The organism is Moritella sp. JT01 (assembly GCF_001574435.1).
Classification (GTDB): domain Bacteria; phylum Pseudomonadota; class Gammaproteobacteria; order Enterobacterales; family Moritellaceae; genus Moritella.
This window is the reverse complement of record NZ_LOCN01000017.1, coordinates 23,642-36,658: the sequence shown is the minus strand read 5'-3', so window position 1 is coordinate 36,658 and position 13,017 is coordinate 23,642. Positions and strand designations below refer to the sequence as shown.

The 13,017-nt window shown below is 39.1% G+C and carries 13 protein-coding genes; 3 read left to right on the top strand and 10 right to left on the bottom strand.

The features are described 5' to 3' along the window. Positions 1-522: 522 nt before the first annotated feature. Positions 523-978: an RNA-binding protein gene (locus AKG98_RS13750; protein WP_067046742.1), complete on the top strand. Its 456-nt coding sequence runs from the start codon at positions 523-525 to the stop codon at positions 976-978. Positions 979-992: 14 nt separating this feature from the next. On the opposite strand, the gene murI is transcribed toward AKG98_RS13750, so the two are convergent. Together murI and AKG98_RS13740 are read right to left on the bottom strand one after the other, a co-directional pair. Then, the gene (gene murI / locus AKG98_RS13745; RefSeq protein WP_067046739.1) at positions 993-1,781 is read right to left on the bottom strand and encodes a glutamate racemase; all 789 of its coding nucleotides are present in this window, start codon (positions 1,779-1,781) and stop codon (positions 993-995) included. Between the two features lie 127 nt (positions 1,782-1,908). Beyond that, positions 1,909-3,771: a TonB-dependent receptor domain-containing protein gene (locus tag AKG98_RS13740; RefSeq protein WP_067046736.1), complete on the bottom strand. Its 1,863-nt coding sequence runs from the start codon at positions 3,769-3,771 to the stop codon at positions 1,909-1,911. A gap of 383 nt (positions 3,772-4,154) precedes the next feature. Between AKG98_RS13740 and trmA the strand changes: the two genes are divergently transcribed. Next, positions 4,155-5,255, top strand: coding sequence for a tRNA (uridine(54)-C5)-methyltransferase TrmA (gene trmA / locus AKG98_RS13735; protein ID WP_067046733.1), 1,101 nt, complete (start codon positions 4,155-4,157; stop codon positions 5,253-5,255). Positions 5,256-5,339: 84 nt separating this feature from the next. Here trmA and AKG98_RS13730 read toward each other — a convergent pair whose 3' ends face one another. Both AKG98_RS13730 and fabR read right to left on the bottom strand, forming a co-directional pair. Then, positions 5,340-5,702 carry a DUF1422 family protein gene (locus AKG98_RS13730; protein ID WP_067046730.1) on the bottom strand — a complete coding sequence of 121 codons (363 nt, stop codon included), beginning with the start codon at positions 5,700-5,702 and terminating at the stop codon, positions 5,340-5,342. A 23-nt stretch (positions 5,703-5,725) separates the two neighbouring features. Beyond that, positions 5,726-6,346 (bottom strand): HTH-type transcriptional repressor FabR, encoded by a 621-nt coding sequence (gene fabR / locus AKG98_RS13725; RefSeq protein ID WP_067046727.1) that lies wholly within the window; start codon positions 6,344-6,346, stop codon positions 5,726-5,728. A 332-nt stretch (positions 6,347-6,678) separates the two neighbouring features. Here fabR and AKG98_RS13720 point away from each other — a divergent pair, with 332 nt between their 5' ends. Beyond that, positions 6,679-8,052 carry a sodium-dependent transporter gene (locus tag AKG98_RS13720; RefSeq protein WP_067046724.1) on the top strand — a complete coding sequence of 458 codons (1,374 nt, stop codon included), beginning with the start codon at positions 6,679-6,681 and terminating at the stop codon, positions 8,050-8,052. Between the two features lie 79 nt (positions 8,053-8,131). On the opposite strand, the gene cysQ is transcribed toward AKG98_RS13720, so the two are convergent. The 6 genes from cysQ to gspK are packed head-to-tail and all read right to left on the bottom strand — an operon-like array spanning position 8,132 to position 12,990. Further along, positions 8,132-8,938 carry a 3'(2'),5'-bisphosphate nucleotidase CysQ gene (cysQ, locus tag AKG98_RS13715; protein ID WP_067046722.1) on the bottom strand — a complete coding sequence of 269 codons (807 nt, stop codon included), beginning with the start codon at positions 8,936-8,938 and terminating at the stop codon, positions 8,132-8,134. A gap of 45 nt (positions 8,939-8,983) precedes the next feature. Next, positions 8,984-9,529, bottom strand: coding sequence for an ADP compounds hydrolase NudE (nudE, locus tag AKG98_RS13710; protein ID WP_067046719.1), 546 nt, complete (start codon positions 9,527-9,529; stop codon positions 8,984-8,986). Between the two features lie 47 nt (positions 9,530-9,576). Continuing rightward, positions 9,577-10,332, bottom strand: coding sequence for a type II secretion system protein N (locus AKG98_RS13705; protein ID WP_067046716.1), 756 nt, complete (start codon positions 10,330-10,332; stop codon positions 9,577-9,579). Next, complete coding sequence (gene gspM / locus AKG98_RS13700) at positions 10,329-10,802, bottom strand: type II secretion system protein GspM (protein ID WP_067046713.1); 474 nt, start codon at positions 10,800-10,802, stop codon at positions 10,329-10,331. The genes AKG98_RS13705 and gspM overlap by 4 nt, the downstream gene beginning before the upstream one ends. Next, a complete protein-coding gene (gspL, locus tag AKG98_RS13695) occupies positions 10,799-12,016 on the bottom strand; it encodes a type II secretion system protein GspL (protein WP_067046709.1) in 1,218 nt (405 codons plus the stop codon). The genes gspM and gspL overlap by 4 nt, the downstream gene beginning before the upstream one ends. Further along, entirely contained in the window at positions 12,013-12,990 is a 978-nt protein-coding gene (gene gspK / locus AKG98_RS13690) for a type II secretion system minor pseudopilin GspK (protein ID WP_067046705.1), read from the bottom strand. The genes gspL and gspK overlap by 4 nt, the downstream gene beginning before the upstream one ends. Between the last annotated feature and the right edge of the window lie 27 nt (positions 12,991-13,017).

The following is a 13,017-nucleotide window of genomic DNA, read 5'->3' as shown; positions in this document are numbered from 1 at the left end:
ATATCTCTGCAAGTGCTCACACAGATTGCTTGAATAAATTGTTAAAGAGCATTGACCTTGACGTTATCCGTCGTAGTCAGGCTGCGTATTCTACGCAAACCAATTTCGAAGTCAAGTGCATATTTTCACTTTATTTCAGGAGGTTAAAAAGTAACTTTCGATACTGATAAACACCTTTACTTAGCGGCTGTTGCCGTGTCAGTGAGGTCGCATTATAGAGAGATGGCTGATGATGACAAGCATTTTCACATAAAAAACGAAAGATAATATTAATAACAACTTACTACCAAGTTATACACAGAGTAACCATTTATATTTGAATGAATGCAATATTTTTGTTTGTATTTCATACATTTTTTGACAAAATAAGACACAGCTATGATTTTTTGTAGCTTTTTATTGATACATTGAGACTGATTGTCGCTCTTCTAGATATTAGTTACTATTAGGGACAAGAGTAGCAATTGATGAATTATTCTTTAATATTAATCACTTATGTGTTTTCAGAGGTTCTTTAAAACGATGGGCTTTTCAACTTTATCTAATGCAACTCGAGCATCCATTATTTCGGTAGCAATTGCAGCAATTGGTTTTGTAGCGCTTTCCTTTATAGGAAATACCATACCAGCGCCTATTGCGTTTGCTATTGGTGCAATTATTACTGGTATTACAATTAAATTCACAACACCTTTATCTTCAAACAGCGAAGCTGTAGAAACAACGACATTATACGTAGGGAACTTACCTTACCGAGCAAACGAAACATCAGTACGTACATTGTTTGCAGAACATGGTCAGGTATTATCGGTTCGCTTAATGAAAGATAAACATACAGGTAAACGTCGTGGTTTTGGTTTTGTAGAAATGCCAGAGGCTGACGCGAAAGAAGCAATTCAATCGCTTAACGATGCTGAATATCAACAACGGACATTAAAAGTACGTGAAGCAAATGAACGCACGGTTCATTCTGCAGAGTAATTTGTTTCATTAAATTATACGTCTATATATAAAGGCTGACTTAACCCTATTTCATTAAATAGGCAAGTCAGCTTTTTTTGTGCCTGTATTTTGGTACAAAACGCTTTTCCACCATCATTGTCACCGCCCAAAAGCACCCTATCGCCAAGGATATGTTTAACGCGAGATGCGATAGCCATCCCTGAATCGATAAATTTAATATGCTCACCAATAATCAGCCCTAACTCCTCAGCTAGCAGCGGGAAGTGAGTACACCCCAATACAACAATATCGGGGCTATTAATAGCAACGGTCCATTTTGATACAACCTTTTTTATTTCATCTAAATCGACAGGTTTACCATATAGTTTGTTTTCAGCTTGTAACACAAGACTTGTTGTTCCAATCATGTCGATCTCACAATCTTGAGCATGTTCATTCACAAGTAATTGCGTATAGTCTCGAGACACCGTGCCAGGCGTTGCCAGCAAACCTATTTTTTTCTTTCTACTTTGTAATGCAGCGGGCTTTATTGCGGGTACAACGCCGACAAAAGGAATAGGAAAGCGTTTGCGTAAAGCAGGTAATACTAATGTGCTCGCAGAGTTACATGCGATAACCACAAGGTCAGGGTTATGTTTTTCATACATGTGACCGATTAACTGGCAAACACGTTCGATAAGAAACTCAGGTTCAAGTTCACCATAAGGGAAATACTTATTATCAAACAAGTAAAGGTAATCAGCGTTTGGTAATTGCTCTTTGATTGCTTTATATATAGATATACCACCTACACCAGAATCAAAAATCAATATCTTACTCATGTACAAACCATTGGATTATTATAAAAGACATATAATAGTCAAGGGCAGGATAAATTGGAATAGATGAATATAAAAGAAGCCAGCATATCGCTGGCTTCTCAATCATCATTTAATGTGAAATTACAAATTAAAATTCATAAGTAGCATTAATGTAGTAACCGCGTTCTGGTGCTGGGTAACCTTGCGCTGTTGCGTATTCTTTATCGAATACATTATCGATTCTAGCACTGAGCTTGAACGCATCCGTCACTAGATAAGCAGCTGAAATATCCCATAGGCTGTAACCAGCAAAAGTGTCAATTCCAGCAGTGCCATAATCATCTCTTTTACCTTGGTATAAATAGCGCATAGACAAATCAACATCACCTAATTGAACAGTACCTTTCCATTTTGCTTTATACTTAGCACGACGTAATAGTGTCTTACCATGCGCATCTTTAGGATCTAAATACTCAAGCACCGCCTGATGTGAAACAATACCCGTTACGGTATTAATTTCTAGTTCAATACCTTGGAGGGTACTCTTCCCTTCTTTATTGTAAGCAGTTCGTACTGTGTTGATCTTTTTCCCATCAATTAAATCTTGTACTTTATTCTTATAAGCAATAATTTTCCAATCCACAAGTCCTGTAATACCTTTAATACCTACTTCAATAGATTCACCAGACTCAGGTTTTAAATCTGGATTTCCTTTAGTATAAGCATTTGTTGCATATAGATCGTACAGAGATGGGGCTTTAAACGATGTACCAGTCGAAGCAATGACACTATAATTATTCACAAACTCCCAACCAGCAGCTAAACCCCACGTTGTATTTCCACCAAATGTTTCGTTGTCGTCATATCGAATTGAGCCATCTAATGTGATTGATGAGATTTCATATACAACCGTTGTAAATATACCGGTATTCGAACGAGAAACAATACCGTCAAGAGTACCGCCCTCATCTTCAGCTTGATCATCTCGCCAATCTAAACCTGCGTTTAGTAATAATGAATCCGATAGCACAAACGAATTGATAAAGCTTACATTATGTTGCTTAGTGAAAAGTGTACTAGTAGCATCTTTATAATCATCACCAGATTTGTATTGATATGATTTATTTTCACCAAATGAATACGTTAACGAACCAAGATAGTTATCACGGCTATATTTAGCACCGGTAATTATAGAGGTTGTTTCTAACCACTGCTCTTTCTTCAAATGTACCTCAGGACCCCACGCAGAAGCCGCGCTAGAACCATCATATTCAGATACACTCTGGGAATATCGCGTATTAATAAAAGCATTTAATTGTGATGATAATTGATAGTTAGCACCTAATGAAATGTCTTTATTTTCAAATCCATGTTTATCACCATCATTAACACCAACGACAGGTTTAGAGTTATAACCCTCAGCATCATTATAGCCAAGTCCGAAATTCACGTGTAGCTTGTCAGTCAAATCTGATGATAAGAACAAGTCAGTTTCATAGTATTTATCAGAACCGATTCCCACTGAGACTTGTTTAATATTGGTACCTTGTTGACCACGAGTAATAATGTTGATCACACCACCAATAGCTTCGGAACCATAAATAGCGCCTCGAGGACCACGAACAATCTCAATTGTTTCAATTTGACTAACAGGAATCTTACTAAAATCAACGCCAGATGTGATACTCGATGGTAAACGAACACCATCAATCAATACTAATACATGGTCTGACTCAGATCCTCGCATGAAAACAGAGGCTTTACTTCCGCGACCACCATTTTGACCAATATCGATACCTGGTAGCATTCTTAAGATCTCAGGTACTGACTTTGCCATGCTTAATTCAATATCATCACGGGTGATAACAGTAATAGGTGCAAGCACATCAGAAACGGCTTGTTCAACACGGTTGGCAGTAACGACAGTTACTTCTTCATTATTGGTAGTCGATGGATCTTGGGCAAGAGCTGCGAACGGTAAAAGCGCCGCTGCTAAGAGTTTTTTAGACATTGTAAATTTTTCCTATTTACGCGTAGAAAAATAAGCCGAATCATTCAGCAAAATTGAGTATTTATTATTTTATTAATTACTCAGGTTCCTATTGGAGACCGGCCTTAAGTGCTAAGCACTATCACCGTTGCGCGACAGGTCCAGAATCTAACTGGATTCCCCCAATAAATGTATGTTACTAAACGAGAGATTTAGTTCTACAAGTAATAACGGCAAAAAGTATAGAGTCATGCGAGATAAATGTATATTTATAATTCGGTTATTTATATTTTAGAGATAAGGCAAGGTAAGTACCGAACTGAAGGTAAAATATGCTGGACAAACTCTATTTGGGTCTTACAATCCCTACTCTTTTGTTTAGTATCTAACTACGGTGAGCCCACATGATCGAAATGCACCCCGACAACTACCAATCACAGCTTGACGATAAAGCAGCTCGTCAACGTGACATATTTAAAAAATTCTCACCACCAGAATTAGAAGTGTTTGACTCTCCGGCAGAGAACTATCGTTTACGTGCTGAATTTCGTGTTTGGCATGATGGCGACGATCTTTACTACATCATGTTTGATAAAGAAACTAAGCAAAAAATAAAAATCGATTATTTCCTGCCTGGTAGTAAATTGATTAACGAGATAATGCCGGCACTGATTGTGGAACTGAAAAAATCAAACTTATTGCGTTTCAAACTTTTCCAAGTCGATTTTTTATCAACACTAAGCGGTGAACTGTTAGTTAGCTTACTTTACCATCGCCAATTAAGTGATGAATGGATCACTGAAGCAAAAGCATTAAAAGAAAAACTAAGTGAACGCTTCAATATCGATATTATTGGCCGTGCTAGAAAACAAAAAGTCGTATTAGATCGTGAGTTCGTGGTCGAAGAACTTAACGTGGCGGGTAAAAAATTAAAATACAAGCAAGTTGAAAACAGCTTCACGCAACCAAACGGTATCGTCAATCAGAAAATGCTAGAGTGGGCATTAGACGTAACTAAAGATTGTAGTGGTGATTTACTTGAGTTGTATTGTGGTAATGGTAATTTCTCTATCGCATTGGCACCAAACTTTGAAAAAGTATTAGCGACAGAAATATCTAAATCATCAGTGCAGTCTGCACAATACAATATCGCCGAAAACGGATTAGACAATTTAACTATCTTACGTTTATCTGCGGAAGAATTTACAATTGCGATTAATGGTGAACGAGAGTTTAACCGCCTTAAAGATGCAAAAGTTGATTTAACAACATTTAATTGCAACACTATTTTTGTCGATCCTCCACGTGCAGGTTTGGATGCTGACACCGTTAAAATGGTACAAGAATACGATAATATCGTTTATATCTCTTGCAGCCCAGAAACATTAAGTGACAATCTCGAAGCATTAAGTCAAACGCACAATATCGACCGCTTTGCATTGTTCGATCAATTTCCGTATACCCACCATATTGAATCAGGTGTGTACTTAACGAAAAAGAGCTAACGAAAAGTTAACTCAACATTAATTTGAATAGATAAAAGCTCGTTAACAACATTGTTGCTAACGAGCTTTTTTATAAGTTCGATATTATGCCTGTTTTTTAGCTTTAAACACACCGATGGTTTTTGCTACCCAAGCAGATAAACCTAATACCAATATCAAAGGTAAGAAATTACTGCCCAATTCAGGATATTCCATACGTACAAATGTCGTGTACGTCAAAACACCAATAACAAACAAACCTAATGACGATTTGCTTATATGACTTTCAATAGCGCTAGTCATGTAAACTTGATACCAATTATAAGCCACCAGCACTAATGCAATGAGCGGAAAAATACTGAATGGAACCTCGCTTGTCGTTAACGTTGCTAATGTTGCGTTACCACATAAGCCAGCTAAGAAGGCAAAGTATAATGGTTTATAACCCGCTTTATTCTTTGTAGTCATTTAGATACCTCAATGTTCAAAGTTTACAGCGTAATACCTCTTGTCATTTTTAATACCGCTGCGCCTTTTGCAATCATTCTCAATTGCATTATAGTACGGTCAGACAATATTCGACGTTCTTCGTTCGATAAATCTAACGCTTCAGCCCCCGCATTAAAAACAATTGTGACCATTGCCTCAGATTGAATCGTCGCTTCATCACGACTAAGTTTACTTGCGAGTTCAATATAATCGGTTAGCTCAGCACTAAAGTGACGTAATTCTCTAGATACCGCAGCTCGAAAGGCTGCCGATGTACCAGAACGCTCACGTAATAACACGCGAAAAATATTTGGATTCTGTTCAACAAACTCCATAAATGTTTCTACAGAGGTTTTGATCACGCTACCACCGGTTTCAATACGTTGTCGTGCTTGACGCATCAGTTGTCTTAATGTCAGCCCTCCTTCATCAACCATGGTTAAACCCAACTCTTCCATGTCACAAAAATGGCGATAGAAAGACGTAGGTGCGATCCCAGCTTCACGTGCAACTTCACGTAAGCTTAAATTTGAATAGCTTCGCTCTGCGGTCACGAGTCTGAATGACGCGCTGATCAGTGAACGGCGGGTTTTTTCTTTTTGCTGGGCTCTAATTCCGGTCATAATTTAAATGTCATTAATTAAGGGAAGGGGTTGTTAACACTGATATTATAATACTACTTTCAACATTATCAGCAACTAACTTATTTTTATCGTGTTTAAGACAGGTACAAATACGTTATAAACAAACCAAAAAACAGGAAGTGTAAATAATTATTTACACTCGCATATTTGAAACAAAAACCGTCTAAAACATCATCAAACAACGCTTAAAGCCATATAAAACACCACAACCAAAATTAAACATTGACTAAAACAAGCTTAAATAGGATATTCACCGTAAATATTTAGTTACAAATAAAACTTATAGTAAATAAAAGTTTACACGGAGAGTTATGTCGACCATCAGTACAACAATAGAATCAGCTAAACGCGGCCAGTTTAGCTCTAAATTTGGTTTCATTATGGCGGCAGCAGGATCTGCTGTTGGTGTTGGTAATATTTGGGGATTCCCAACTCAAGCAGCAAGTAACGGCGGCGGTGCTTTTTTACTGGTTTATCTTGTTCTCATCTTCATGCTTGGTTATCCAATGCTAATTGCGGAATTGATGATCGGCCGCCATGGACAAACAAACCCCGCAAATGCATTAAGTAAACTCGCTAAAAGTAAAAGCGTTAAGTTAATTGGTATTACCATTGGTCTTGCGGCAATTATAACGTCAGCACTGATTTTTTCTTTCTACGGTATTTTATCTGGTTGGTTCATCAGCAATACCTTAGCACCAATGGCAGAAATGATGGGGTCTACAACAACCGCTAACTGGTTAGTTGATATGTCACTATCACGCAACGTGATATTTACAGTGATATTCGCGCTGTTCACGGTCCTCGTTATCCAACAAGGTGTAGAAGACGGTATCGAGAAATGGTCGAAGCGTTTAATGCCATTGTTATTTGTAATGCTTATCGCTGCAATGCTTTATATCTTGACTCAACCAGGCGCAGAGCTAGGTTTACGAGCATTACTTATTCCTGACTTTAGTCGCATCCTAGACCCTGACGTACTGATTGGTGCACTCGGTCAAACATTCTTCTCACTATCATTAGGCAGTGGTTGCATGATGGTATACGGTTCTTACTTAAACAAAAAAGAAAATATTGCTAAATTAGCCGCGCAAGTGACACTGATGGATACCGCTGTCGCATTTGTTGCAGGTATGGTGATCTTACCTGCTATGTATGTGGCTTCACATAACGGCGTTGAGATTTTCGCTGCAGACGGCAGTCTACTGAGTTCTGATACATTAGTGTTTACAGTATTACCGGCATTATTTGCAACGATGGGCGCTGCACAATACCCTGTTTCAATTTTATTCTTTGCGTTATTGTTTGTTGCTGCATTAACATCGGCGATTGGTATGATGGAATCACCAACAAGTTATCTTGCAGAACGTGCATCGATGACACGTAAGAAAGCGGCCTATATCGTAGGTACGGTCGTCACAGCGCTTAGCTTAGTGATTGTATTTAACTTCTCAACACTGTTTGGTTTTGTTATCACACTCACGACACAATACGCACAACCACTCATTAGTTTAGGCGTAGCAATTTTTGCAGGTTGGGTTTGGAGCCGTAAAGGCTTAATGGCAGAGATCAGAGAACAGGAAGGTGTAACAGAGCATTCTATCTTCTGGAAGATCTGGCCTGTATACGTAAAATTTGTTTGCCCAGTATTAGTACTTATCCTGGTGTTCGCATCATTCCAATAAACGAACATACAGTTCAATGAATAATAAAAAGGTCAGCAATACGCTGACCTTTTCTCTATTTGATATAAAACTAATTTATTTAACCCGTTAAGATCTCAGACCATGTCAAATTACGGTCTCCGAGTACAATAAAGTCAGGATTTTTTAATGTATCGCGCTGGTTATAAGAGAGTGGGTTTAAATTCAAATCAAGAATAGCCCCCCCCGCTTCACTCACGATACATTGCGTACCCGCAGTATCCCACTCACCAGTAATGCCTAAGCGTATATAACAATCCGCTTTACCTTCTGCAACCAAGCAACCTTTTAAGCTCGCAGAGCCGAGAGATTGTAATTCTAAGTCAATATCATCTTCAACTAACTTACGGATGTTGTCTGGATTCTGAACGCGGCTCACAACCACATTTAAACTGGTTAAAGGTTGCGGACATGTATGACTGAAGATTCTCTCTTCACCTTCCGATGTTTCTTTGTATGCACCTTCACCGTCAACAGCCCAATAGAGAACGTCATCTTTAGGGCCGTAAATCATCCCCAAGATAGGTTTATTCTTGTGCACCAATGCAATAATCGTCGCAAAATCACCACTACGAGAAATAAACTCCTGGGTGCCATCTAACGGATCTAATAACCAATAAGTGTCCCAAGATTGACGCACTGCAACGGCAATATCACAATCTTCTTCAGACAAGATTGGAATGTCAGGCGTCAGTAACGCAAGTTGCTTAGATAAATAGTGATGAGCGGCGATATCAGCACTGGTGACTGGTGTATGATCGAGTTTAATTTCTTGCTCAAACTCGCCCGATTGATAAATATCATAAATCACTGCACCAGTGGCGCGTGCAATTTTTTTTAACTCTGGAATTAAGGTCATTATTTGCATATCGCACTTCCTACTTTATTCTCGCCATCGCTTAATGATTTAGTATTACTTATCTAGTTGTTTTAGGGCAAGTAATAATGCACAAATAGCACGTGATTCTGTGATTTCATCATTATCAAGTAACTCATTTGCTCTGGCTAATGGCCACTTTATAATTTCGAGTGGCTCAGGTTCATCCCCCTCACAAGACTCAGGGTACAGATCTTGTGCAAGATAAATCTGCATTCGGGCAGAAAAATAACTCGGTGCTAAGTTAACTTCTTTCAGTAAGCTTAGTGTTTTAGCCCCATATCCGATCTCTTCCATTAACTCTCGATTAGCAGCAATCAATGCTGTTTCACCTTTATCGATCGCCCCTTTGGGAAAACCGAGCTCGTAACTATCAGTACCGACAGCATATTCACGGATCAAGATGAGATTATTATCCGCATCGACAGGCACCATCATAACGGCGCCGTGACCACCGCCTTTCATTCTTTCGTAAGTACGTTCAACACCATTAGAAAAGCGCAGAGCAACGGACTCGATTTTAAATAGTCGACTTTCTGCAACAATGTTCGTGCTTAATATTTTAGGTTTCTGATGTGTCATTTTAATTCTGCATCCTTGTCATAACGAGTACGCGTTATATAACAACATTATATGCGGCCAGCGTAATTAATCTTATACTCACCCTTGGCATTTTCTTGCCCAACATAACGTAAATTACTGCGTATTGATTGCGGTAATTCATTACTTGGTACAAGTACGCCTGAAAACGTGTATTTACCTTTATTTTCTAACCTAGCAATACCAGATAACTTCAGCTGATTAGAGCTCTGCTTGATGTTGGCAACAATCGCCCCATTGTCACAACTTAAATTAGCGACAGCAGAATCAATCTCTACATTTCCCAGCAGTGATTCAATGCCCGCATTAGACCAACTCAGCTGTCCATCAAGTTGTTCACACCAAGGGTTTCCTTGCTGCATCTCTGCTATTGTCAATTTAACGCTACCTTTGGTCGTCACTGGTAATGGAATATTACTCGCCGTGACTAACCATTCAGAACTTGCCGTTACCGTGAAATCTTGCGCATAGACACCAGCACTTGAGTAACCTAGTTCACCACTGCCGCGTAAGCTATTCTTACCACGACCAAACTCAACGTAAACTTGTGCAGATCCCGTTAATAGCGCAATTACCGATGTATCCCAGCGGACATTTTTCACTTCAATATGATTAAAAGAGACCTGTTTTGCTTCCCCTTTCCATACCGTACCTTCAACTTGGCTAATCGTTAAGTTCGCTGGTAATGGAACATATGATAATACTAATGTAGCTGGTAGTGTGCCGATAAGAAAGGATACATACGCAATCATGATAAAACATAGCCCTAGAAGTTTATTTCTCATGCTCTTTTTCCTAACTGTAATCGGCGAACCTTAACCATCCCTTTTTTATCTGACACACTCAGATCAATATTCTGGATTTCAATACCGTATTGTTTGTTCAATTGTTCTAACCAAGCGGTAAGCTGATTAAAATTAACATCATCAATCCATACTTGCAGATTATCTGCTTTTGCTTGAATACGAGTGATCATTATCTTATTACGTTTAGCACTACGACTAACAAGCTGGTTAAGATCACCAGCTTCAGGACGGTTTACTTGGCCTCCCTGTAAATTCATGATCTTCTGCCCTATCACTTTCACATCGGCGAGTGTTTGCGTTTGGACATTAACTTTTCGTTGGGTATTGCTAATATCATTTTGTAACGGTTGCCAAACCAGCCAATAACCACCTGCAAGCAATAATGTGGCGATTAATAAACTAATGAGCTGCTTTTCTTTTTGCTCTAATTGTTGCCAGTATGCCTTCATTTTTTACCCTTAATATCCAGCGTTCCCTGAACGCGGCCATTTCGTTGACTTAACGTCCCTTGCTCAACATCAAACTGTGTCGATAACGATAATTTGAATTGATCAAAGGCCTGAAAGTCTACCGCGCTTGCTTGCAATCGTAATGTTGCCAGTTTCGTATCAAATCGAACTGAAATAGGTTTAATACCCGGTGATTGTTTAAATGTAGGGGTCAACTGACTTAACATCACTAAGAATCCTGAATTATCGCCACCACCACGTAAATCATCTAATCGTCTCTGCATCTGTTTTTTAACCAAACGCGCATTTAGGCGCATTTTCTTCGGTTTAAATACCGTTTTATATACCTGCTTAATCTCGTTTTCTAATACCATTTGTTGCTGTTCTAACTTATTTAACGTCACAAATTGATTCACAAATATCATCACGATAGCTAAACCTGCTGCGATAGCCGTACCACGCCATAATTTTAATGCGACGTTTTCTTTACGTGCTATTTTGTACTCACCTTGCAATAAGTTATAACGACTGGTAACAGCACCTTCAGCACAAAGTTTCATGGGCAATTCAATTGTATGCTGGTGCCAATTATCTAACTCAATATTATCGATAGCAGAATAGCTCGTCACTGTTTGCACAGCACTCTCACTATCAACGTCGACATGATCAGCCGTAGCCAAGACAAAACCTAACAGAGCAGTCTCAATACACATGCCTTGTGTGCGTGTTTGCCTAATAATCCATTGACCATCTAATTCAATCGCACTCCAACTCTCGTCACTGTACGGCAGTGTTAAGGCATCAGGAATGAATTTTTCACATACCAGCTCGGCATCCAATAACCAAGATTGCCACTGCTGCATCTTGTCATGCGCAATCACCGCAACGGAAACTGTATTCGCGACCTTACTTAAAACAGAAAAGTGTAACTTATCAATATCACTACTCAATTCTTGTTCGAGCATGTAGGGTAATGCATTGAGTAATTGTTTGTTGCTACGCCCAGGTAATTCCACCTCTTTAAAGGTGATATCACAGCTTGGTACTAATGCAATGATAGGTCGCCCACCAGCACGGGATTTTAGCTCGATAAGTTCAGCGGCACAGGTCAAAACACCCGATGCAATGATCTCACTTTCAACGGTTGACCACACTAACCAATGTATTGCTTGTCGACTTTCACTACCAAGCCTTACTACTAATTGCTCACTCATTGAGCTCCTCCGAATTGTCGACGAATAACATAAACACTATCTTTGCTTTCAGCTTTAAATAACGATTCTAATTTCATGGTTGCGCTAGCAAATTCAGCTTGTAATAGCGCAACAAAATAACTACTTTTTGTATCAAACACCGCTTTATCTGCCGCATCCATCTTAATACCAGCCAATAACGGTAACGCCAAAAAATCCGCAGTTGTTTTCCAACCACCGTTAGGCCGTTCTTCCAATATTGTTTTCGCTACATCTAATGATAACTTCCCTGCAAATAATCCAGCTAATATCTCAGGCTTATCAATCACAATGGTGTTCACGTTTATCTTTAAGTCTGCAGTTGGTAAGGCGCAAAGATAAGGACGAACCTTACGATAAACAGCTTGGTTAAATCCTTTTATTGCCCGTAGTTCACTGACATTAATTAAACGTTGATTACCCGCTTGATAAGGGTAATCGAGGGATTCATAGTAAGCATCTTCAACGCCGTAACTCGACACGACATTGGTATCCCTATCAATCCAGTCACGTAAGGCATCACTTAATTGCTCCGCGTCATACGCATCCAGATCCAGCTGTTCTAATAAATTACGGAATAAGCGGACATGCAGTGGGGCTTGACCGTTTTTATCATCTTCTCCAGTAACAGCATTAACATTAAAACAGGCTTGCATATCAAAAACCTGACCACCAATGAGTCCATTTTCAACCGGATACATCATGCCTTCTGTAGCCCAATATTGATCTAAGGTGATCGTATCACTGTCTTTCAATGCTTGCTTTAAGCCCTTTTCAACCAACGCCTCTGCACCATAAGCATACCAAAGGGCTTGTTGATGCGTCATTATGTTACTAGTACGGCGTAATTCCAGCTGTAAACGTGATGACATATTAGTGGCAATAATCACCATCACAGCCAGAATAAGTAAGACGGTTAATAGTGCAATACCACGCTGTTTAGAGGCATATATCATTAGCTGCTCTTTCCTTTATCTTTATCA